This window comes from Pseudomonas sp. MF08817, from assembly GCF_059862705.1.
The window spans coordinates 24793-48223 of the sequence record NZ_JCBCUY010000016.1 but is presented as its reverse complement, the minus strand read 5'-3'; the positions used below and the strand labels follow the sequence as shown (position 1 = coordinate 48223).

Genomic DNA, 23431 nt, shown 5'->3' with positions numbered 1-23431 from the left:
TAGCCACCACTGCTGCGGCAACCAAATCCAAAGTTTCGGGAGAGTGAACATGGGCAAAATTATCGGTATCGACCTGGGGACCACCAACTCCTGCGTCTCCGTGCTGGAAAACGGCAAGGCTAAAGTTATTGAGAACGCCGAAGGCGCGCGCACCACGCCGTCGATCGTTGCCTACGCCAACGACGGTGAAATCCTGGTCGGCCAATCGGCCAAGCGTCAGGCCGTGACCAATCCGCACAACACCCTCTATGCGGTGAAGCGTCTGATCGGTCGTCGTTTCGACGAAGAAGTTGTACAGAAAGATATTCAGATGGTCCCTTACAAGATCGTCAAGGCTGACAATGCCGACGCCTGGGTTGAAGTGAACGGCCAGAAAATGGCACCGCCACAAATCTCGGCTGAAATCTTGAAAAAGATGAAGAAAACTGCTGAAGACTATCTTGGCGAAGCGGTGACCGAAGCGGTTATCACCGTTCCGGCGTACTTCAACGACAGCCAGCGTCAGGCCACTAAAGACGCCGGCCGCATCGCGGGCCTGGACGTTAAACGGATCATCAACGAGCCTACCGCGGCCGCTCTGGCCTACGGTATGGATAAGGCAAAAGGCGATCACACCGTGATCGTTTATGACCTGGGCGGCGGTACTTTCGACGTTTCCGTGATCGAAATCGCCGAAGTCGATGGCGAGCACCAATTCGAAGTACTGGCTACCAACGGCGACACGTTCCTGGGTGGTGAAGACTTTGACATTCGTCTGATCGACTACCTCGTCGACGAATTCAAGAAAGAAAGCGGCATGAACCTTAAAGGTGACCCGCTGGCGATGCAGCGCCTGAAAGAGGCTGCGGAAAAAGCCAAGATCGAGCTGTCTTCGAGCCAGTCGACCGACGTCAACCTGCCGTACATCACGGCAGACGCCACCGGTCCTAAGCACTTGAACGTGAAGATTTCTCGCGCCAAGTTGGAAGCCTTGGTCGAAGACCTGGTGCAGCGCACTATCGAGCCTTGCCGCATTGCCCTGAAAGACGCCGGTATCGACGTTGGTGCGATCAACGACGTGATCCTGGTCGGCGGCCAGACCCGTATGCCGTTGGTACAGAAACTGGTAACCGACTTCTTCGGCAAAGAAGCACGCAAGGACGTGAACCCGGACGAAGCCGTTGCCATGGGCGCTGCAATCCAGGGTGCGGTACTGGCCGGTGACGTGAAAGACGTGCTGCTGCTCGACGTCAGCCCGCTGACCCTGGGTATCGAAACCATGGGTGGCGTGATGACCGCGCTGATTGAGAAAAACACCACGATTCCTACCAAGAAATCGCAAGTGTTCTCGACGGCCGACGACAACCAGGGCGCAGTGACCATTCACGTGCTGCAAGGCGAGCGTAAGCAAGCGGCGCAGAACAAGTCGCTGGGCAAGTTCGACCTGGCCGAGATTCCGCCAGCACCCCGTGGCGTGCCGCAAATCGAAGTGACCTTCGACATCGACGCCAACGGCATCCTGCACGTAGGTGCCAAGGACAAGGCGACCGGCAAGACTCAGTCGATCGTCATCAAGGCCAACTCGGGTCTGTCCGAGGACGAGATTCAGCAAATGGTTCGTGATGCTGAAATCAACGCCGAAGAAGACCGTAAGTTTGAAGAGCTGGCCAGTGCCCGCAACCAGGGCGATGCGTTGGTTCACTCCACGCGCAAAATGATCGCTGATGCTGGCGACAAGGTGACTGACGAAGAGAAGACAGCCATCGAAGCGGCAGTGGTTGCCCTGGAAGCCGCCGTCAAAGGCGACGACAAGGCTGCCATCGAAGCCAAGGTTGAAGAACTGTCGAAGGTCTCTGCGCCAGTGGCCCAGAAGATGTACGCCGAACAAGCCAAGCCAGCTGATGGCGCGGCACCGCAAGGCGAGCCGGCGGCTGAAAAAGCTGACGACGTTGTCGACGCTGAGTTTGAAGAAGTAAAAGACCACAAGTAATTAGTTGTTGGTCGGCCGGTTAACTGCATTCAAGCGGTGGCTGGTAGGATGGCGCCGCGCGGGAGCTTGCTCCCGCGTTGGCGTGTCTGGAGCAAGTGAATTTTCACGGTATGCGACTTCGTTCGGATGCTGGCGGTGCGATCGGGAATGCTCCTGCTTTCCGGGCGGCAGTCATCGCGTTTTTGGCCGGGTTCCTGGCTGAAAAATCAAAAGACCAGGATCGTTGAATTGACGTGAGTTGGGTCCGGGCCTGTATTGGGGCTCAACGAGTTTGGCGAAGCTCAGGAGGGGTTTGCCGAACGTCCTTAAGAGTGCAAAGACTTATGGCAAAACGTGACTATTACGAAGTATTGGGTGTGGAGCGCGGCTCCAGCGAAGCGGAGCTGAAAAAGGCTTACCGCCGTCTGGCGATGAAGCACCACCCGGACCGTAATCCGGATAGCAAAGAATCCGAAGATCTGTTCAAAGAGGCCAACGAGGCCTATGAATGCCTGTGTGATCCCAACAAGCGCGCCGCGTATGACCAGTACGGCCATGCGGGCGTCGATCCGAGCATGGGCGGCGGCGGTGCTGGTTTTGGCGGCCAGAATTTCTCCGACATCTTCGGTGATGTGTTCAGCGATTTCTTTGGTGGCGCTCGCGGCGGTTCCCGTGGCGGCGCCCAGCGCGGCAGTGACCTGCGCTACACCCTGGAGCTGAACCTGGAAGAGGCGGTGCGCGGTACCACCGTCAACATCCGTGTGCCCACGCTGGTTAACTGCAAGCCATGCGACGGCTCGGGTGCGAAGAAAGGTTCTTCGCCAATCACCTGCCCGACCTGCGGCGGCATCGGCCAGGTTCGCATGCAGCAGGGTTTCTTCTCGGTGCAGCAGACCTGCCCGCGTTGCCATGGCCAGGGCAAGATCATTTCTGATCCGTGCGACTCCTGCCACGGCGAAGGCCGCGTCGAAGAGTACAAGACGTTGTCGGTCAAGGTGCCTGCGGGTGTCGATACCGGCGACCGCATCCGCCTCTCCGGCGAAGGCGAGGCGGGCGCCCAGGGCGGGCCGACGGGTGACCTGTATGTGGTCATCAATGTCTGCGAACACGCAATTTTCCAGCGCGACGGCAAGCACCTGTTCTGTGAAGTGCCGATCAGTTTTGTCGATGCGGCCCTGGGTGGCGAGTTGGAGATCCCGACTCTGGACGGCCGAGTGAAGCTGAAAATCCCGGAAGGTACGCAAACCGGCAAGCAGTTCCGTGTGCGCGGCAAAGGCGTGGCGCCGGTGCGTGGTGGTGGCGCGGGTGACTTGATGTGCCGTGTTGCGGTCGAGACGCCGGTCAACCTGAGCCGTCGTCAGCGCGAATTGCTCGAAGAGCTGCGCGGTTCCCTTGCGGACGACAACACCCACTCGCCCAAAACCACAGGCTGGTTCGAAGGCGTGAAGCGCTTCTTCGGTGATCTGTAAGGAGCGGCGCATGCGACGTATAGCTGTAATGGGCGCTGCCGGGCGCATGGGCAAGAACCTGATCGAAGCGGTGCAGCAGCGCGCGCCACAGTGCGGCTTGACGGCCGCCATCGTGCGCCCGGGCGGTTCGCTGGTCGGCGCCGATGCTGGTGAGCTGGTTTCCCTTGGCCGCATCGGCGTACCGCTGTGCGGCAACTTGGAAAGCGTGGTAGACGAATTCGACGTCCTGATCGACTTCACGCTGCCCTCGGTGATGCTGAAAAACCTGGAAGTCTGCCGTCAGGCAGGTAAAGCCATGGTGATCGGCACCACAGGCTTGGACGCAGCGCAGAAGCAAGTACTGGCCGAGGCGGGCAAGGACATTGCGATTGTGTTCGCCGCCAACTTCAGTGTTGGCGTCAACCTGTCGTTGAAGTTGCTCGACATGGCGGCGCGAGTCATGGGTGACGATGCGGATATCGAGATCATCGAAGCCCATCACCGGCACAAGATCGACGCGCCTTCAGGCACCGCGTTACGCATGGGCGAAGTGATCGCCGATGCGCTGGGGCGTGACCTTGCCAAGGTGGCGGTGTACGGCCGCGAAGGCCACACCGGCGAGCGCGAGCGCGAAACCATCGGTTTCGCCACGGTGCGTGGAGGTGATGTGGTGGGGGATCACACGGTGCTGTTCGCCACTGAGGGCGAGCGTCTGGAAATCACCCACAAGGCGTCGAGCCGTATGACCTTCGCCAAGGGCGCCGTACGTGCGGCGTTGTGGCTGCAAGGGCGCGAGGCTGGCCTATATGACATGCAGGATGTGCTCGAACTTCGTTGAGATGTAGCTAAAACGGGGCTCTACCTTTAGGCTTGGGCCCCGTTTTCAACCGCTAAGCGATGTTCTGTCGCATTCCTCTGCCTTTAAGGCTCTTTAGCGGTGGACCAAAAAGGCCTTTTTCTGTAAGCTACAGCTTTAGTGTGTCCACTAAAAGCGCGCAGAATAATTCAGTGAAAAAGCGGGGTGACGTGTCCATACGTCACTCCGCTTTTTTGCAACCTGCGATCGCCCTTTCAGGCTTTATTTACGGGAGGTCTTCTTGACTAAGCCAGCCATACTCGCCCTTGCTGATGGCAGCATTTTTCGCGGCGAAGCCATTGGAGCCGACGGTCAAACCGTTGGTGAGGTGGTGTTCAACACCGCAATGACCGGCTATCAGGAAATCCTTACCGATCCTTCCTATGCCCAACAGATCGTTACCCTGACCTACCCGCACATCGGCAACACGGGCACCACGCCTGAAGATGCCGAGTCGGATCGCGTCTGGTCGGCCGGCCTGGTGATCCGCGATTTGCCGCTGGTTGCGAGCAACTGGCGTAGCACGATGCCCCTGTCCGATTACCTGAAAGCCAACAACGTGGTGGCAATCGCCGGTATCGACACCCGCCGCCTGACCCGCATCCTGCGTGAGAAAGGCGCACAGAACGGCTGCATCATGGCCGGCGACAATATCAGTGAAGAAGCCGCCATCGCTGCGGCCGGGGGTTTCCCTGGTCTCAAGGGCATGGACCTGGCGAAAGTCGTCAGCACCACCAAGCAGTACGAGTGGCGCTCCACGGTCTGGGACCTGAAAACCGACAGCCACGCCACCATCGAGGCCTCCGAGTTGCCTTACCACGTTGTGGCCTACGACTACGGCGTCAAGGTGAACATCCTGCGCATGCTGGTCGAGCGCGGTTGCCGCGTGACCGTGGTACCGGCCCAAACCCCTGCGGCCGATGTGCTGGCGCTTAACCCGGATGGCGTGTTCCTGTCCAACGGCCCGGGTGATCCTGAGCCTTGCGACTACGCGATCACTGCGATCAAGGCTGTGCTGGAAACCGATATCCCGGTCTTCGGCATCTGCCTCGGCCACCAACTGCTGGCCCTGGCGTCTGGCGCCAAGACTCTGAAAATGGGCCATGGTCATCACGGTGCCAACCACCCGGTCCAGGACCTGGACACGGGCGTGGTGATGATTACCAGCCAGAACCACGGCTTCGCGGTGGATGAAACCACGCTGCCGGCCAATGTCCGGGCGATCCACAAGTCGTTGTTCGACGGCACCCTTCAAGGCATCGAGCGCACTGACAAGAGCGCGTTCAGCTTCCAGGGGCACCCTGAAGCCAGCCCGGGTCCGAATGATGTGGCGCCGTTGTTCGACCGCTTCATCAACGAAATGGCCAAGCGCCGCTAACGGCTGGCCTTGATGTAGCGAAGCGCCTGCGGGCGGCCCCGGTGCAACCGGCGGCCCCGGCAGGTTCTTCAAAGACTGTTTAAGGCGGTTCCTCCTTCGGGAATGCCGTCGGACCTGCGGATTGAGTGACAACCCATGCCAAAACGTACAGACATAAAAAGCATCCTGATTCTCGGTGCTGGCCCGATCGTTATCGGCCAGGCCTGTGAATTCGACTACTCCGGCGCCCAGGCCTGCAAGGCCCTGCGCGAAGAGGGTTACCGCGTCATCCTGGTGAACTCCAACCCGGCCACCATCATGACCGACCCAGACATGGCCGATGCCACCTACATCGAGCCGATCAAGTGGCAAACCGTCGCCAAGATCATCGAAAAGGAACGCCCGGACGCACTGCTGCCGACCATGGGCGGTCAGACTGCGTTGAACTGCGCCCTGGATCTGGAGCGCGAAGGCGTCCTGGAGAAGTTCGGTGTGGAAATGATCGGCGCCAATGCCGACACCATCGACAAGGCTGAAGACCGTTCGCGCTTTGACAAGGCCATGAAATCCATCGGCCTGGCCTGCCCGCGCTCCGGCATCGCCCACACCATGGAAGAGGCCAACGCGGTGCTGGAGAAGCTTGGCTTCCCGTGCATCATCCGTCCGTCCTTCACCATGGGCGGCACCGGCGGCGGCATCGCGTACAACCGCGAAGAGTTCGAAGAAATCTGCACCCGTGGCCTGGACCTGTCGCCCACCAAGGAACTGCTGATCGACGAATCGCTGATCGGTTGGAAAGAGTACGAAATGGAAGTTGTCCGCGATAAAAAGGACAACTGCATCATCGTCTGCTCAATCGAAAACTTCGATCCGATGGGCGTGCACACCGGTGACTCGATCACCGTGGCACCGGCCCAGACCCTGACGGACAAGGAATACCAGATCCTGCGTAACGCCTCCCTGGCGGTACTGCGCGAGATCGGCGTGGAAACCGGCGGCTCCAACGTCCAGTTCGGCATTTGCCCGACCACTGGCCGCATGGTCGTGATCGAGATGAACCCGCGGGTATCCCGCTCTTCGGCCCTGGCCTCCAAGGCCACTGGTTTCCCGATTGCCCGGGTCGCCGCCAAGCTGGCCATCGGCTACACCCTCGATGAGTTGCAGAACGAAATCACCGGCGGCAAGACCCCGGCGTCCTTCGAGCCGTCCATCGACTACGTCGTTACCAAGTTGCCGCGCTTTGCCTTCGAGAAATTCCCTAAGGCTGACGCTCGCCTGACCACGCAAATGAAGTCGGTGGGCGAAGTCATGGCCATCGGCCGGACCTTCCAGGAATCCCTGCAGAAAGCCCTACGCGGCCTTGAAGTTGGCGTCTGTGGCCTCGATCCGAAGCTCGACCTGAGCAATCCGGAAAGCATGGCGGTGCTCAAGCGCGAACTGACCGTGCCGGGCGCCGAGCGTATCTGGTACGTGGCGGATGCCTTCCGTGCGGGTATGAGCGTCGAAGACATCTTCGCCATGAACATGATCGACCCTTGGTTCCTGGTGCAGATCGAAGATCTGATTAAGGACGAAGAGCGCGTCAAGACCCTGGGCCTGGCCAGCATCGACCGTGACACCATGTACCGCCTCAAGCGCAAGGGTTTCTCCGACATGCGCCTGGCCAAGCTGCTGGGTGTGACCGAGAAGAGCCTGCGCCGCCACCGCCACAAACTCGAGGTCTACCCGGTCTACAAGCGCGTTGACACCTGCGCGGCCGAGTTCGCCACTGACACCGCTTACATGTACTCCACCTACGAGGAGGAGTGCGAAGCTAACCCATCGACCCGTGACAAGATCATGATCCTCGGTGGCGGGCCGAACCGTATCGGCCAGGGTATCGAGTTCGACTACTGCTGTGTGCACGCGGCTCTGGCCCTGCGCCAGGACGGGTACGAGACCATCATGGTCAACTGCAACCCGGAAACCGTTTCCACCGACTACGACACGTCCGATCGCCTGTACTTTGAATCGGTCACCCTGGAAGACGTGCTGGAAATCGTCCGGGTCGAGAAGCCCAAGGGTGTGATCGTGCAATATGGTGGCCAGACGCCATTGAAATTGGCCCGTGCCCTGGAAGAAGCCGGCGTGCCGATTATCGGTACCAGCCCGGATGCCATCGACCGTGCCGAAGACCGCGAGCGTTTCCAGCAAATGGTTGAACGCCTGAACCTACGCCAGCCGCCGAATGCCACCGTGCGCAGCGAAGACGAAGCCATCCGTGCAGCCAGCAAGATCGGCTACCCGCTGGTGGTGCGTCCGTCCTACGTATTGGGCGGTCGGGCGATGGAAATCGTCTACGAAGAAGAAGAACTCAAGCGTTACCTGCGCGAAGCGGTACAAGTGTCCAACGACAGCCCGGTGCTGCTGGATCACTTCCTCAATTGCGCCATCGAAATGGACGTAGACGCTGTCTGCGACGGCACCGACGTGGTGATCGGCGCGATCATGCAGCACATCGAACAGGCGGGCGTTCACTCCGGTGACTCCGCCTGCTCGCTGCCTCCGTACTCGCTGCCCGCCCACATCCAGGACGAAATGCGCGAGCAGGTCAAGAAAATGGCCCTGGAACTAGGCGTTGTCGGCCTGATGAACGTGCAATTGGCGCTGCAGGGCGAAGACATCTACGTCATCGAAGTCAACCCGCGCGCCTCGCGTACCGTGCCGTTTGTGTCCAAGTGCATCGGTGTTTCCCTGGCCATGATCGCCGCTCGTGTGATGGCAGGTAAAACCCTGAAGGAAATCGGCTTCACCAAGGAAATCATTCCGAACTTCTACAGTGTGAAAGAGGCGGTGTTCCCATTCGCCAAATTCCCTGGAGTCGATCCGATCCTCGGCCCAGAGATGAAGTCCACCGGTGAAGTGATGGGCGTTGGCGATACCTTCGGCGAAGCCTTTGCCAAGGCCCAGATGGGCGCCAGTGAAGTGTTGCCCACTGGTGGTACTGCCTTCATCAGTGTGCGTGACGACGACAAGCCGCTGGTGGCGGGTGTGGCCCGTGACCTTATCAGCCTGGGCTTCGATGTAGTGGCTACCGCCGGTACTGCCAAGTTGATCGAGGCGGCCGGCCTGAAAGTGCGCCGCGTGAACAAGGTGACCGAAGGTCGTCCGCACGTGGTCGACATGATTAAGAACGACGAAGTGACCCTGATTATCAACACCACAGAAGGGCGTCAGTCGATTGCTGACTCCTATTCCATTCGTCGCAACGCTCTGCAGCACAAGATCTACTGCACCACCACCATTGCTGCTGGCGAAGCCATCTGCGAAGCGCTCAAGTTCGGTCCGGAAAAGACCGTGCGTCGCTTGCAGGATCTACACGCAGGATTGAAGGCATGAGCATAACCAAGTACCCCATGACTGTTCAGGGCGCTCGCGCCCTGGAAGAAGAGCACGCTCACCTGACCAAGGTCGTCCGTCCCAAGCTCAGCCAGGACATCGGTACGGCCCGCGAGTTGGGTGACCTGAAGGAAAACGCTGAGTACCACGCTGCCCGCGAGCAGCAGGGGATGGTCGAGGCGCGGATTCGTGACATCGAAGGTCGTATGCAGAATGCGGTCATCATCGACGTTACGACCATTCCTCACACCGGCAAGGTGATTTTCGGTACAACTGTCGAAATCGCCAACGTCGAGACTGACGAGCGCGTCACCTACCAGATCGTTGGTGAAGATGAAGCGGACTTCAAGCTCGGCAAGATCTCTGTCGGATCGCCTCTGGCTCGGGCGTTGATCGCCAAGGAAGAGGGCGATGTAGTCGCTGTCAAAACACCCAGTGGTGTGATCGAGTACGAGATTGTCGAAGTTCGTCACATCTGAAGGCGGGCGCCTGCTCCAGGCCGGCGCCATGCTTTGGCAATTGACCCAGATGCTATGGGTCGGTGGCCTCTGGCTGCTTTATCTTGGCGTGCTGCCGGTGCTGGATCGAATCGGCCTGGCACCGCTGCTGATAGATGAAATCTCACGTTCCCTGAGCACGCTGCTGGTTGGTTTTTCAGCGGCGTGCGTGTGTTTCCAGATTTTGGTGCTGACGCAAGTGCTGGGGCTGCCGGGCTTGTGGCGGGATGTTCGCGGGCAAATGCTGCTGGTCGCTGTTTATGCGAGCGTGATGTACTTCATTGTGCAGTTGATGCTGCCGGATGCATTGCGCTGGCAGTTATTGAACTATCTTGTGCTTGGCATCAGCGGGCTGGTACTGGTGATGCAACCCGTGCCTGGGTGGAGTGGCAGGGTGCGCGAAGCACACCCTTGACTCTTTTTTACTTGAAGCGATGCACGTTCGACAGCTGCTTGTTGGCGCTGAAGTTCTTGCGATAAATCAACGCCATCTTGCCGATGACCTGGACCAGGTCAGCCTTGCCGGCCTTGCAGAGTTCTGCAATGGCAGCCAGGCGCGCTTCGCGATCCAGGATGTTGAGTTTGATCTTGATTAACTCGTGATCGCCTAGGGCGCGTTCGAGTTCGGCTAACACACCTTCAGTCAAACCGTTGTCAGCCACAGTCAAAACTGGTTTCAGATGGTGGCCAATGGATTTGTACTGTTTCTTCTGCTCTTGAGTGAGCGGCATAATCTGACCCCTGCGTCTGATCTTGTAAAAAGCGGCGGCCAGTTTACCCGAGCGAGTCCGGGACCGCCCAGTTAATCACGACCCGATTTATTTTTAGAGGTGGCCCGTGGCCCGTTCCAAGACTAGCCATAACTGGCTGAAAGAGCATTTCAACGATCCCTACGTCAAAATGGCGCAAAAAGATGGATACCGTTCCCGCGCAAGCTACAAATTGCTGGAGATCCAGGAGCGAGACCGCTTGATCCGCCCAGGCATGACCGTTATTGATCTGGGGGCGGCGCCCGGCGGTTGGTCCCAGGTGACCAGTCGTCTGATTGGCGGTCAGGGCCGCTTGATCGCCTCCGACATCCTGGAAATGGACAGTATTCCCGATGTGACCTTCATTCAGGGCGACTTCACCGAAGATGCGGTGCTGGCGCAAATCCTGGAAGCGGTCGGAAATACGCAGGTAGACCTTGTGATTTCCGATATGGCCCCCAATATGAGTGGATTGGCTGCTGTAGATATGCCGCGCGCGATGTTCCTCTGCGAATTGGCATTGGACTTGGCGGGGCGGGTACTGCGTCCAGGTGGTGATTTTTTAATCAAGGTTTTCCAAGGTGAAGGCTTCGATCAATACCACAAGGACATCCGCAAACTGTTCGACAAGGTTCAGATGCGCAAGCCGATCTCATCGCGTGACCGTTCCCGCGAGCAGTATTTGCTGGGACGCGGTTTTCGTGGGATAGAAGGCGCTGCCAGCGATGAGCGTCTTTGAGTGAGCCGATAGGTTTTTTTGTGTCGCTTTCGTCACGAAGCTTTACGAATATCTTGTAGTCAAAGTTTCACAAAGGGTTACAGACAGCGCCTGCCAGAGCTGTAGGTAATGTAGTAAGTTAGGCCGGTGAATATCATGCGAAGCGCGCGCCAGTAGCGGAGCTTGCTTCAGAGGGTAGTTAATTGAACGATATGGCAAAGAATCTGATCCTGTGGTTGATCATCGCAGCTGTCCTCGTGACGGTGATGAACAACTTCTCCAGTCCTAACGAGCCGCAAACCCTCAACTATTCCGACTTCATCCAGCAGGTCAAGGATGGCAAGGTCGAGCGCGTAGCGGTTGATGGCTACGTGATTACCGGCAAGCGCACCGATGGCGACAGCTTCAAGACCATCCGTCCGGCGATCCAAGACAATGGCCTGATTGGCGATCTGGTGGACAACCATGTAGTTGTCGAGGGCAAGCAGCCCGAACAGCAAAGTATCTGGACTCAACTTCTGGTCGCTAGCTTCCCGATCCTGGTGATAATCGCGGTCTTCATGTTTTTTATGCGGCAGATGCAGGGCGGGGCCGGTGGCAAGGGCGGGCCGATGAGTTTCGGCAAGAGTAAGGCGCGCCTACTCTCTGAAGATCAGGTGAAAACCACCCTGGCCGACGTCGCAGGTTGCGACGAGGCCAAGGAAGAAGTCGGCGAACTGGTCGAGTTCCTTCGCGATCCAGGCAAGTTCCAGCGTTTGGGTGGCCGTATTCCTCGTGGCGTATTGATGGTCGGTCCGCCAGGTACCGGTAAAACCCTGCTGGCCAAGGCTATCGCTGGTGAAGCCAAGGTTCCATTCTTCACCATTTCCGGTTCCGATTTCGTCGAGATGTTCGTCGGTGTGGGCGCCAGCCGTGTTCGCGACATGTTTGAGCAGGCGAAAAAGCACGCACCGTGCATCATCTTCATCGACGAGATCGATGCCGTTGGTCGCCATCGTGGTGCGGGCATGGGCGGTGGTCATGATGAGCGTGAGCAGACGCTCAACCAGTTGCTGGTGGAAATGGATGGTTTCGAGATGAATGACGGCATCATCGTCATCGCCGCAACCAACCGCCCCGACGTGCTCGACCCGGCGCTGTTGCGTCCAGGCCGTTTCGACCGTCAGGTCGTGGTGGGCTTGCCCGATATTCGGGGGCGTGAGCAGATCCTCAAGGTTCACATGCGCAAGGTGCCGATGGGCGACGACGTTGCTCCTGCGGTAATTGCCCGCGGTACTCCTGGTTTTTCGGGTGCTGACCTGGCAAACCTGGTCAACGAAGCCTCGCTGTTCGCTGCTCGTACAGGCAAGCGTGTAGTTGAGATGAAAGAATTCGAGCTGGCCAAGGACAAGATCATGATGGGCGCAGAGCGCAAATCCATGGTCATGTCGGAGAAAGAGAAGCAGAACACCGCTTATCACGAGGCTGGTCACGCCATTGTCGGGCGCGTCGTGCCGGAGCACGATCCTGTCTACAAAGTTTCGATCATTCCTCGCGGCAGAGCCCTGGGCGTGACGATGTTCCTGCCGGAAGAGGATCGCTACAGCCTCTCCAAGCGTGCGCTCATCAGCCAGATCTGCTCGCTTTACGGTGGGCGTATTGCCGAAGAGATGACCTTGGGCTTTGACGGTGTGACGACAGGTGCGTCCAACGACATCATGCGTGCCAGCCAGATAGCGCGGAATATGGTTACCAAATGGGGTTTGTCCGAGAAGCTTGGCCCCTTGATGTACGCAGAAGAAGAGGGTGAAGTGTTCCTCGGTCGTGGCGGCGGTGGTCAGCATGCTAGCTTCTCCGGTGAAACCGCTAAGCTGATCGATTCCGAGGTGCGCAGCATCATCGATCAGTGCTATGGCACGGCTAAACAAATCCTCACGGATAACCGCGACAAGCTGGATGCGATGGCTGATGCCTTGATGAAGTACGAAACCATTGATGCCGAACAGATTGACGACATCATGGCGGGGCGCCCGCCACGCGAGCCTCGTGATTGGTCGGGTGGCGCCGGTACTTCGGGTACTCCGCCGGTTGTGCAGGATGAGCGTCCGGAAACACCTATTGGCGGCCCTGCTGCTGACGTTTAAGGCTTGAAATGACTTTTGTTCCCTCCTCCACCCGATTGCCTTGCGGCAATCGGGTTCTTGATTTGGCCCATACGCATGTTATGGGTATCCTTAATGTCACTCCTGACTCCTTTTCCGATGGCGGCAGATTCAGCCAGTTGGATGCAGCCTTGCGTCATGCGCGAGCGATGGTCGACGCTGGCGCCACGCTGATTGATGTAGGCGGAGAATCGACCCGTCCTGGTGCGCGGATGGTATCGCCTCTTGAGGAGTTGGAGCGCGTCGCGCCTATTGTCGAACTCATTCATCGTGAGCTAGATGTCATTATCTCGGTGGATACCTCCACGCCTGCGGTGATGCGTGAGGTTGCCCGTTTGGGGGCTGGGCTGATAAACGATGTTCGATCCCTGCGACGGGAGGGTGCTTTGGATGCAGCTGCGGCAACAGGGCTGCCAGTGTGTTTGATGCATATGCTTGGTGAGCCGGGTGACATGCAGGACAACCCGCAGTACCGCGATATTGTTGGTGAGGTCGGAGAGTTCCTGGTTGAGCGCGTTGCCCAATGCGCCGCTGTGGGAATCACGCCTGATCGCATCATTCTCGATCCGGGATTCGGGTTCGCTAAAAACCTGCAGCACAATCTAAGTCTTTTTAAGCATATGGACGCCTTGCATGCTCTTGGTCGGCCGCTGTTGGTCGGTGTTTCGCGCAAGAGCATGATAGGCCTGGCGTTGAATCGCCCCGTAGGAGAGCGCCTTCACGGCAGTCTCGCGCTCGCTGCATTGGCAATTGTGAAAGGTGCACGGATTTTGCGAGTTCATGATGTCGCCGAAACGGTCGATGTGGTGCGGATGCTCGCTGCGGTGGAATCGGCCGAATAGGAATGATGGAGCACTTATGACTAAAAAATATTTTGGGACCGACGGCATTCGTGGTCGTGTCGGCGTTTACCCGATCACACCGGATTTTATGCTCAAGCTCGGATGGGCCGCAGGTATGGCCTTCCGCAGCATGGGTGCTTGCAAAGTGCTTGTTGGTAAAGACACGCGAATCTCTGGCTACATGTTCGAGTCGGCTCTAGAGGCTGGCCTGACATCTGCCGGCGCCGATGTCATGTTGCTTGGCCCTATGCCTACGCCAGCCATTGCTTACCTCACGCGCACGTTTCAGGCTCAGGCCGGTATTGTCATCAGTGCGTCGCACAATCCCCATGATGACAACGGCATCAAGTTCTTCTCCGGGCAGGGGACCAAGCTGCCGGACGAAATCGAACTGATGATCGAAGAGTTGCTTGAGACGCCGATGACGGTGGTCGAGTCCAGCAAGATAGGCAAGGTTTCGCGGATCAACGATGCGTCGGGCCGCTACATCGAATTCTGTAAAAGCAGTGTGCCTACCAGTACGAGTTTCTCCGGGCTCAAGGTTGTACTTGATTGTGCCCATGGTGCGACCTACAAGGTTGCACCCAGTGTGTTCCGCGAGCTCGGCGCCGAGGTTACTGTGCTGTCCGCACAGCCCAATGGGCTGAACATCAATGACAATTGTGGCTCCACTCACATGGCCTCATTGCAGGCGGCAGTGTTGGCTGAGCATGCTGATCTTGGGATAGCTTTTGATGGTGACGGCGACCGGGTGCTCATGGTCGATCACACCGGAGCGATAGTTGATGGCGACGAACTTTTGTTCATCATCGCGCGCGATTTGCATGAGCGTAAGCAGCTGCAGGGCGGTGTGGTCGGTACGCTGATGAGCAATCTGGGGCTGGAGTTGGCCCTGGCTGATCTGGGCATTCCATTTGTTCGCGCCAATGTAGGTGATCGCTACGTCATTGCGGATCTGCTGGAGCGCAACTGGCAGGTTGGTGGTGAAAGCTCCGGACATATCGTGTGCTTCCAGCACACTACGACGGGCGATGCGATTATTGCCGCGTTGCAGGTCTTGATGGCCTTGAAGCGGCGTAATGAAAGCCTTGCCCAGTCTCGTCAGGCGCTGCGCAAGTGCCCCCAGGTCTTACTGAACGTGCGCTTCTCGGGTGGGGTAAACCCGGTCGAGCATGATGCTGTCAAAGAGGCGTGCGCCCGTGTCACTGCTGCGATGGCTGGTCGTGGGCGCGTGTTGTTGCGTAAGTCGGGCACTGAGCCTTTGGTTCGTGTCATGGTCGAAGGTGATGACGAGGCTCAGGTTCGCGGCTATGCAGAGGAGCTGGCAAAACTGGTTGCTGAAGTTTCTGCCTGATTTCGGCTTGCCAGTGTTGAAAGGGTTGGGTAACATCTGCGCCCACTTTGACCGACGAGGTACAGCATGCGTCGCCCTATGGTAGCTGGTAACTGGAAGATGCACGGTGCCCGCGCCAGCGTCGCTGAGCTGATAAATGGCCTTCGTCATCTGGCCTTGTCGAGCGGTGTTGATGTCGCGGTTTTCCCGCCTTGCTTGTATATCAACCAAGTGGTTGATGGCTTGAAAGGTAAGTCGATTTCAGTCGGCGCGCAGAACTCTGCGGTGGAACCGATGCAAGGTGCGTTGACGGGTGAGGTTGCGCCTAGTCAGTTGGTGGATGCAGGTTGTTCCCTTGTGCTTGTCGGGCACTCCGAGCGTCGTCAAATCATGGGCGAGCTTGATGGGACGCTGAATCGGAAATTCGCAGCGGCACAGGCTTGTGGCTTGACTCCGGTGTTGTGTGTAGGGGAAACCCTTGCGCAACGCGAGGCCGGGAAAACTCTTGAGGTTGTCGGGCGTCAGCTAGGCAGCATCATCGAGGAGCTGGGAGTCGGTGCCTTTGCCAAGGCGGTTATAGCTTACGAGCCGGTCTGGGCCATTGGTACCGGGCTGACTGCTTCGCCGCAACAAGCGCAGGATGTGCACGCAGCCATTCGCGCACAGTTGGCGGCAGAGAATTCTGAGGTCGCACGAGGTGTGCGGCTTCTATACGGCGGCAGCGTGAAGGCGGCCAATGCGGTCGAACTGTTCGGCATGCCGGATATCGATGGGGGGCTCATTGGTGGGGCTTCCCTGAATGCAGATGAGTTCGGTGCGATATGTCGCGCCGCGGGAAACTGAGAAAATGCTGGAAACAGTCGTAGTCGTTTTTCATCTGCTGGGTGCGTTGGGCGTAGTTGCTCTGGTATTGCTTCAGCAGGGCAAGGGTGCGGACGCTGGTGCGTCTTTCGGGGCAGGTGCTTCAAATACTGTCTTCGGAAGCCAAGGTTCCTCTACCTTTCTTAGTAAGTTTACTGCTATACTTGCCGCAGGTTTCTTCATAACCAGCTTGGGGTTAGGTTACTTTGCTAAAGAGAAAGCTCAAGAGCTGACTCAGGTAGGTTTGCCTAATCCAGCGGTGTTGGAAGTTCCAAAGCAAAAGCCGGCTTCTGATGATGTACCGGTGCTTCAAGAGCAAAAGTCGGCAACTGATGCGACTGACGTACCTCCAGCTCAAGAGCAAAAGTAAGAAGGGTTTCATGCAGTAACGTTGTATTGCCGAGGTGGTGGAATTGGTAGACACGCAACCTTGAGGTGGTTGTGCCCATAGGGTGTAGGGGTTCGAGTCCCCTTCTCGGTACCAATTATCAGGAGAGCCCGCTGTTGCGGGCTTTCTTGTAGGTGGAAGGTTACATTGACCCTGCAAGGGATCGGTCGTATACTTCCGCCCCAGCTTTGTCGCGGGGTGGAGCAGTCTGGTAGCTCGTCGGGCTCATAACCCGAAGGTCGTCGGTTCAAATCCGGCCCCCGCAACCAGTTTCAAGGGCCCCTTTTAAGGGGCTTTTTGTTAGCTGGACACTTTATAACGCCGCTATTCGACGGCGTTTCAGGGATGGGCGCTTCGCCCATTTTTTTTTATTTACACAGCATGCACAAACATGCACGAGGGGGTTCAGGTGTCGAGCAAGCTAGAACAGTTGCAGGCCTTGCTGGCCCCGGTGGTCGTGGCCCTTGGCTATGAATGCTGGGGTATTGAGTTTTCGGCTCAAGGTCGCCACTCACTGTTGCGCGTTTATATCGATAAAGAAGGCGGCGTTTTGGTGGATGACTGCGCCATTGTCAGCCGTCAGATCAGCGGTGTTCTGGACGTTGAAGATCCAATATCCGTTGAATACACCCTGGAAGTTTCTTCTCCTGGCATGGAACGCCCGCTGTTCACGCTTGAACAGTTTGCCCAGTTTGCCGGTGAGCAAGTGAAGATCAAATTGCGCTCTCCTTTCGAAGGTCGACGCAATTTTCAAGGCCTTCTGCGTGGTGTAGAGGATCAGGACGTCGTGGTGCAGGTTGAAGACCACGAGTTCCTGTTGCCGATCGATATGGTCGACAAGGCCAATATAATTCCCAGTTTTGACTGAGACGCGGATCCCGCGGATCCAATGGCTTGCGAAAGGCGAGGCGTACGATGAGCAAAGAAGTACTGCTGGTTGTTGAGTCGGTATCCAATGAAAAGGGCGTACCGGCAAACGTGATTTTTGAAGCGCTGGAGCTGGCCCTGGCCACTGCTACCAAGAAGCGTTTTGAAGACGAAGTTGACTTGCGTGTGGAAATCAATCGCCACACGGGTGCCTATGAGACTTTCCGTCGCTGGACGGTGGTCGAAGAAGCCGATCTGGATGATCCGGCAATCGAAACCTGGCCGAGCAAGGTTGCGCAAACGCATCCTGGCGCCAAGGTTGGCGATGTCGTTGAAGAGAAGATCGAGTCCATCGAGTTTGGCCGCATCGCTGCACAGACTGCAAAGCAAGTCATCGTGCAGAAGGTTCGCGAAGCCGAGCGTGCTCAGGTTGTCGATGCCTATCGCGAGCGTCTGGGTGAAATCATCTCGGGCACCGTGAAGAAAGTGACCCGCGATAACGTGATTGTCGATCTGGGCAACAACGCTGAAGCGTTGCTGGCTCGTGAAGACATCATTTCTCGCGAAACCTTCCGTGTTGGCGTGCGCTTGCGTGCGCTGCTCAAGGAAATCCGCACCGAGAACCGCGGCCCGCAGTTGATCCTGTCGCGTACCGCGCCGGAAATGCTGATCGAGTTGTTCCGCATCGAAGTGCCGGAAATCGCCGAAGGCCTGATCGAAGTCATGGCAGCGTCTCGCGATCCGGGTTCGCGTGCCAAGATCGCGGTCCGCTCCAAGGACAAGCGTATCGACCCGCAAGGTGCCTGCATTGGCATGCGCGGTTCGCGCGTCCAGGCAGTATCGGGCGAGTTGGGCGGCGAGCGTGTGGATATCGTTCTGTGGGACGACAACCCGGCGCAGTTCGTGATTAACGCCATGTCCCCGGCGGAAGTCGCGGCAATTATTGTTGACGAAGATGCCCACGCCATGGACATCGCCGTCGGCGCAGACAATCTGGCTCAGGCCATCGGTCGCGGTGGTCAGAACGTACGTCTGGCTAGCCAATTGACCGGTTGGACCTTGAACGTGATGACCGAATCGGACATCCAGGCTAAGCAGCAAGCGGAAACCGGCGATATTCTGCGCAACTTCATCGACGAGCTGGAAGTCGACGAAGACCTGGCGCAGGTACTGGTTGACGAAGGCTTCACCAGCCTGGAAGAGATTGCCTACGTACCGGTGGAGGAAATGCTCAACATCGACGGCTTTGACGAAGATACCGTCAACGAGCTTCGCGCTCGCGCCAAGGATCGTTTGTTGACCAAAGCCATCGCTACTGAGGAAAAGCTGGCAGACGCCCATCCGGCCGAAGACCTGCTCTCGCTTGAGGGTATGGACAAGGATTTGGCGATGGAACTGGCGGTGCGCGGCGTAATTACCCGCGAAGACCTGGCCGAGCAGTCTATTGACGACCTGCTCGACATCGACGGCATTGACGATGATCGTGCCGGCAAGTTGATCATGGCCGCCCGAGCCCATTGGTTCGAGTAATTAGGCGCGGCCTGAGGAGAGAAGTGCATGACGCAAGTCACGGTGAAACAACTGGCCGATGAGGTCAAAACACCGGTAGAGCGCCTGTTGCAGCAGATGCGTGAGGCAGGTCTGCCGCACACCGCCGCCGATGAAGGTGTGAGCGATAGTGAGAAGCAGTCCCTGCTGACTCACTTGAAGAGCAGCCACAAGGCGAAAGTGGAAGAACCGCGCAAGATCACTTTGCAGCGTAAAACCACCAGCACCCTGCGTGTTGCTGGCAGCAAAAGCATCAGTGTTGAAGTGCGCAAGAAAAAAGTTTTCGTGCAGCGTAGCCCGGAAGAAATCGAAGCCGAGCGCAAGCGTGAACTGGATGAACGTCGCGCAGTAGAAAATGCTGCCCGTCAGAAGGCTGAAGAAGAAGCCAAGCGTCGCGCCGAAGAAGAAGCGCCTCGCCAGCCTACTGCTGCGCAACCTGTCTCGACCCCTGCGGTTGCAGCACCTGTTGCATCGGCCGAGCCTGTGCGTGAAGCCGCGGTTGCAGCACCTGCCCCAGCGGCGGATGCACGCAAGCGTGAGGAGCCACGTCGCCCCGACAAACCGCGTGCCGATGATAACAACCGTCGCGGCAGTGGCGATGGCGAGCGTAAAAACGCTCCTCATCGTGCGACCGTCAAGGAAAAGGCTCCGGCGCCACGGGTTGCGCCACGTACTACCGACGAAGAAAGCGATGGCTTCCGTCGTGGTGGTCGCGGCAAGGCCAAGCTGAAGAAGCGCAACGCCCACGGTTTCCAGAGCCCAACCGGCCCTGTCGTGCGTGAAGTGAAGATCGGCGAGACCATCACTGTGGGCGATCTCGCCCAGCAGATGTCGGTCAAGGCAGCTGAAATCATCAAGTTCATGTTCAAGCTGGGTACCCCAGCGACCATCAACCAGGTACTGGATCAGGAAACTGCCCAACTGGTTGCTGAAGAACTGGGCCATAAAGTGACCCTGGTCAGCGACACCGCCCTGGAAGATTCCCTGGCCGAGTCCCTGAAGTTTGAAGGCGAGGCGTTCTCCCGTGCCCCTGTCGTGACCGTAATGGGCCACGTTGACCACGGTAAGACCTCCCTGCTCGACTATATCCGTCGTGCCAAGGTTGCAGCTGGCGAAGCCGGTGGCATCACCCAGCACATCGGTGCATACCACGTTGAAACCGAACGCGGCATGGTCACCTTCCTCGACACCCCAGGTCACGCCGCGTTTACCGCCATGCGTGCCCGTGGTGCCAAGGCTACCGACATCGTGATCCTGGTGGTTGCAGCGGACGACGGCGTAATGCCGCAGACCATTGAAGCCGTACAGCACGCCAAGGCTGCTGGTGTTCCACTGGTTGTTGCGGTGAACAAAATCGACAAGCCGGGCGCCGATCTCGATCGCATCCGTAGCGAACTGTCGGTTCACGGCGTGACATCCGAAGAGTGGGGCGGTGATACGCCATTCGTTTCCGTATCCGCAAAAATGGGTACCGGCGTTGACGACCTGCTCGAAGCGGTCCTGCTGCAAGCCGAAGTTCTGGAGCTCAAGGCAACGCCTTCGGCCCCGGGTCGCGGTGTTGTGGTCGAGTCCCGTCTGGACAAGGGCCGCGGCCCGGTAGCGACTGTTCTGGTTCAGGACGGTACGCTGCGTCAAGGCGACATGGTCCTGGTGGGCTCGAACTATGGCCGCGTGCGCGCCATGCTCGACGAGAACGGCAAGTCCATCAAGGAAGCCGGTCCTTCCATTCCTGTCGAGATCCTCGGCCTGGACGGTACACCGGACGCTGGCGACGAGATGAGCGTAGTGGCCGACGAGAAGAAGGCCCGTGAAGTGGCTCTGTTCCGTCAAGGCAAGTTCCGCGAAGTCAAATTGGCTCGCGCTCATGCTGGCAAGCTGGAAAACATCTTCGAGAACATGGGTCAGGAAGAGAAGAAGACGCTAAACATCGTCCTCAAATCCGATGTCCGTGGTTCGTTGGAAGCGTTGAACGGTGCCTTGAATGGCCTGGGCAACGACGAAGTGCAAGTGCGCGTGGTCGGTGGCGGTGTCGGTGGTATCACCGAGAGCGACGCCAACCTGGCACTGGCCTCCAACGCTGTACTGTTCGGCTTCAACGTGCGTGCCGATGCCGGTGCGCGCAAGATCGTCGAGCAGGAAGGTCTGGATATGCGTTACTACAACGTGATCTACGACATCATCGAAGACGTCAAGAAAGCCCTGACCGGCATGCTCGGCAGCGACGTGCGGGAGAACATCCTGGGCGTGGCCGAAGTGCGTGACGTGTTCCGTTCGCCGAAATTCGGCGCGATCGCCGGTTGCATGGTTATCGAAGGTGTTGTGCACCGAAACCGTCCAATCCGTGTACTGCGTGAAGACATCGTTATCTTCGAGGGCGAGCTGGAATCCCTGCGCCGCTTCAAGGATGACGCTTCCGAAGTACGTGCCGGCATGGAATGCGGTATCGGCGTGAAGAGCTACAACGACGTCAAAGTCGGTGACAAGATCGAAGTCTTCGAGAAGGTTCAGGTTGCTCGCAGCCTCTAACTCGCGCACTTCAGGAGCCGTGATGGGCAGCCGCATGCAAATGCACGGCGCATCAGCAGGCCTCTAAACGCAACGCCCGGTCTGGCTTCTGTCAGGCCGGGCGTTTGCCGCTTTCAGACCCCACGGGTTTCACCGTGCGGCAGTAACAGGTAACAAGACATGGCAAAAGAATATAGCCGTACCCAGCGTATTGGCGATCAGATGCAGCGTGAGCTGGCACAGCTGATCCGTCGTGAAGTCAAAGACCCGCGCGTAGGACTCGTCACCATCACGGCAGTGGAAGTCAGCCGTGACGTCGGTCACGCGAAGATTTTCATCACCGTGATGGGCCAAGACAGCGCCGACGATATTGCCCAGAGCATCAAAGTGCTCAACGCGGCCGCCGGTTTCCTGCGTATGCAGCTGGCCCGCGAGATGAAGCTGCGTAGTGTTCCGCAGTTGCACTTCCACTACGACGAAAGCGTTGTGCGTGGCGCCCACCTGTCTGCGTTGATCGAGCGCGCGGTGGCAGAAGACAGTCAGCATCCGGTTGCGGCTGAACCCGAAGACACCAAGGAGTAATCGGTGGCTCAGGTCAAACGTATCCGTCGTAATGTCAGTGGCATCATCCTGCTCGACAAGCCATTGGGCTTTACTTCCAATGCGGCTTTGCAGAAGGTCCGCTGGTTGTTGAATGCCGAGAAGGCCGGGCATACCGGCAGCCTAGATCCGCTGGCCACTGGCGTATTGCCGCTGTGCTTTGGCGAGGCCACCAAGTTTTCCCAGTACCTGCTCGATTCCGACAAGGGCTATGAAACCCTGGCGCAATTGGGCAAGACCACCACCACGGCAGACGCCGAAGGTGAGGTGTTGTTGGAGCGCGAAGTGACCGTTGGTCGCGAGGATATCGACGCCGTTCTGCCTGCTTTTCGTGGGCAAATCAGCCAGATACCGCCGATGTACTCGGCGCTCAAGCGTGACGGCCAGCCGCTGTACAAGCTCGCGCGTGCAGGTGAAGTGGTGGAGCGCGAACCGCGTTCTGTTACTATTGCGCGCTTGGAACTGCTTGCCTTTGAAGGCGACACTGTGCGGCTGGCGGTAGATTGCAGCAAAGGCACCTATATCCGTACCCTTGTGGAAGATATCGGTGAGCAACTGGGCTGTGGTGCCTACGTGGCAGAACTGCGACGTACTCAGGCTGGGCCTTTTACGTTGGCCCAGACGGTGACGCTAGAAGAGCTCGAAGCGGTTCACGCCGAAGGCGGCAACGAGGCGGTCGACCGCTTCCTGATGCCTTCGGACAGCGGTTTGCTGGATTGGCCGCTATTGCACTTCTCCGAGCACAGCGCGTTCTACTGGCTCAACGGCCAACCGGTGCGTGCCCCGGATGCGCCGAAGTTCGGCATGGTGCGGGTACAGGATCACAATGGCCGCTTCATCGGTATCGGTGAAGTGAGCGAAGACGGGCGCATCGCGCCGCGTCGACTGATTCGGTCAGAATGACCGGAACCAGTTTGGTGTAAAAGCGCAGTAGCTTTTGCACAAACTGGGACGAGGGTGGCTGTTAACAGGCATGGTCACTACTCATTTTTAGATACAGGGATTTGTCCCTGGCCTGTTGAAACCGCCCTTTTGGGTGGTTTCCTTAAAAAAAGGATTGCCTCATGGCTCTCGACGTTCAAGAAAAAGCACAAATCGTAGCTGACTATCAGCAAGCTGTTGGTGACACCGGTTCGCCAGAAGTGCAAGTTGCACTGCTGACCCACAACATCAACAAACTGCAAGGTCACTTCAAGGCCAACGGTAAAGACCACCACTCCCGTCGTGGTCTGATCCGCATGGTAAACCAGCGCCGTAAGCTGCTGGACTACCTGAAAGGCAAAGATCTGGGTCGTTATCAGGCTCTGATCGGTCGCCTGGGTCTGCGTCGCTAATCAGCGATTGCGCTAGAGGTTGGTTGTTTGCCGTGTGTCAGTGGGTTTCCCGCTGGCCCAT

At 58.0% G+C, this 23431-nt stretch carries 20 protein-coding genes and 2 tRNA genes; 21 read left to right on the top strand and 1 reads right to left on the bottom strand.

Going from position 1 to position 23431, the window contains the following annotated elements; genetic code table 11:
* Positions 1-49 precede the first annotated feature (49 nt).
* The 7 genes from dnaK (at position 50) to AC19YR_RS11960 (ending at position 9899) form a co-directional block, all read left to right on the top strand.
* On the top strand, positions 50-1969 hold the full coding sequence (gene dnaK / locus AC19YR_RS11990) for a molecular chaperone DnaK (RefSeq protein ID WP_500598583.1): 1920 nt from the start codon (positions 50-52) through the stop codon (positions 1967-1969).
* Between the two features lie 323 nt (positions 1970-2292).
* The gene (dnaJ, locus tag AC19YR_RS11985) at positions 2293-3417 is read left to right on the top strand and encodes a molecular chaperone DnaJ (protein ID WP_500598582.1); all 1125 of its coding nucleotides are present in this window, start codon (positions 2293-2295) and stop codon (positions 3415-3417) included.
* A gap of 10 nt (positions 3418-3427) precedes the next feature.
* Complete coding sequence (gene dapB / locus AC19YR_RS11980; protein ID WP_095105876.1) at positions 3428-4234, top strand: 4-hydroxy-tetrahydrodipicolinate reductase; 807 nt, start codon at positions 3428-3430, stop codon at positions 4232-4234.
* A 259-nt stretch (positions 4235-4493) separates the two neighbouring features.
* Positions 4494-5630 (top strand): glutamine-hydrolyzing carbamoyl-phosphate synthase small subunit, encoded by a 1137-nt coding sequence (gene carA, locus AC19YR_RS11975; RefSeq protein WP_500598581.1) that lies wholly within the window; start codon positions 4494-4496, stop codon positions 5628-5630.
* A gap of 135 nt (positions 5631-5765) precedes the next feature.
* Entirely contained in the window at positions 5766-8987 is a 3222-nt protein-coding gene (gene carB, locus AC19YR_RS11970) for a carbamoyl-phosphate synthase large subunit (RefSeq protein WP_500598579.1), read from the top strand.
* Positions 8988-8989: 2 nt separating this feature from the next.
* A complete protein-coding gene (greA, locus tag AC19YR_RS11965; RefSeq protein ID WP_095106997.1) occupies positions 8990-9466 on the top strand; it encodes a transcription elongation factor GreA in 477 nt (158 codons plus the stop codon).
* Positions 9467-9494: 28 nt separating this feature from the next.
* The gene (locus AC19YR_RS11960) at positions 9495-9899 is read left to right on the top strand and encodes an MFS transporter (RefSeq protein WP_500598632.1); all 405 of its coding nucleotides are present in this window, start codon (positions 9495-9497) and stop codon (positions 9897-9899) included.
* A 7-nt stretch (positions 9900-9906) separates the two neighbouring features.
* On the opposite strand, the gene AC19YR_RS11955 is transcribed toward AC19YR_RS11960, so the two are convergent.
* Entirely contained in the window at positions 9907-10215 is a 309-nt protein-coding gene (locus AC19YR_RS11955) for a YhbY family RNA-binding protein (RefSeq protein ID WP_095105884.1), read from the bottom strand.
* Between the two features lie 106 nt (positions 10216-10321).
* On the opposite strand from AC19YR_RS11955, the gene rlmE reads away from it, so the two are divergent.
* From rlmE to rpsO, 14 genes are all read left to right on the top strand, one after another.
* A complete protein-coding gene (rlmE, locus tag AC19YR_RS11950) occupies positions 10322-10972 on the top strand; it encodes a 23S rRNA (uridine(2552)-2'-O)-methyltransferase RlmE (RefSeq protein ID WP_095105886.1) in 651 nt (216 codons plus the stop codon).
* A 191-nt stretch (positions 10973-11163) separates the two neighbouring features.
* A complete protein-coding gene (gene ftsH, locus AC19YR_RS11945; RefSeq protein WP_095105888.1) occupies positions 11164-13074 on the top strand; it encodes an ATP-dependent zinc metalloprotease FtsH in 1911 nt (636 codons plus the stop codon).
* 8 nt (positions 13075-13082) lie between these two features.
* Positions 13083-13934, top strand: a complete 852-nt coding sequence (gene folP, locus AC19YR_RS11940) for a dihydropteroate synthase (protein ID WP_500598577.1) — start codon at positions 13083-13085, stop codon at positions 13932-13934.
* A 16-nt stretch (positions 13935-13950) separates the two neighbouring features.
* Positions 13951-15288, top strand: a complete 1338-nt coding sequence (gene glmM / locus AC19YR_RS11935) for a phosphoglucosamine mutase (protein WP_500598575.1) — start codon at positions 13951-13953, stop codon at positions 15286-15288.
* A gap of 66 nt (positions 15289-15354) precedes the next feature.
* Entirely contained in the window at positions 15355-16110 is a 756-nt protein-coding gene (gene tpiA, locus AC19YR_RS11930) for a triose-phosphate isomerase (RefSeq protein ID WP_500598574.1), read from the top strand.
* 4 nt (positions 16111-16114) lie between these two features.
* The gene (gene secG / locus AC19YR_RS11925; RefSeq protein WP_095105896.1) at positions 16115-16498 is read left to right on the top strand and encodes a preprotein translocase subunit SecG; all 384 of its coding nucleotides are present in this window, start codon (positions 16115-16117) and stop codon (positions 16496-16498) included.
* Positions 16499-16526: 28 nt separating this feature from the next.
* A tRNA-Leu gene (locus tag AC19YR_RS11920) sits at positions 16527-16612 on the top strand.
* Positions 16613-16708: 96 nt separating this feature from the next.
* A tRNA-Met gene (locus tag AC19YR_RS11915) sits at positions 16709-16785 on the top strand.
* Positions 16786-16925: 140 nt separating this feature from the next.
* Positions 16926-17384: a ribosome maturation factor RimP gene (gene rimP, locus AC19YR_RS11910; protein ID WP_176465021.1), complete on the top strand. Its 459-nt coding sequence runs from the start codon at positions 16926-16928 to the stop codon at positions 17382-17384.
* 47 nt (positions 17385-17431) lie between these two features.
* The gene (gene nusA / locus AC19YR_RS11905) at positions 17432-18913 is read left to right on the top strand and encodes a transcription termination factor NusA (RefSeq protein ID WP_095105900.1); all 1482 of its coding nucleotides are present in this window, start codon (positions 17432-17434) and stop codon (positions 18911-18913) included.
* A 27-nt stretch (positions 18914-18940) separates the two neighbouring features.
* A complete protein-coding gene (gene infB, locus AC19YR_RS11900) occupies positions 18941-21457 on the top strand; it encodes a translation initiation factor IF-2 (protein ID WP_500598571.1) in 2517 nt (838 codons plus the stop codon).
* A gap of 159 nt (positions 21458-21616) precedes the next feature.
* Positions 21617-22018 carry a 30S ribosome-binding factor RbfA gene (gene rbfA, locus AC19YR_RS11895; RefSeq protein ID WP_095105904.1) on the top strand — a complete coding sequence of 134 codons (402 nt, stop codon included), beginning with the start codon at positions 21617-21619 and terminating at the stop codon, positions 22016-22018.
* A gap of 3 nt (positions 22019-22021) precedes the next feature.
* Positions 22022-22939 (top strand): tRNA pseudouridine(55) synthase TruB, encoded by a 918-nt coding sequence (gene truB, locus AC19YR_RS11890; RefSeq protein ID WP_095105906.1) that lies wholly within the window; start codon positions 22022-22024, stop codon positions 22937-22939.
* Between the two features lie 161 nt (positions 22940-23100).
* Positions 23101-23370, top strand: coding sequence for a 30S ribosomal protein S15 (gene rpsO, locus AC19YR_RS11885; RefSeq protein ID WP_003176135.1), 270 nt, complete (start codon positions 23101-23103; stop codon positions 23368-23370).
* The last annotated feature ends 61 nt before the right edge of the window (positions 23371-23431 follow it).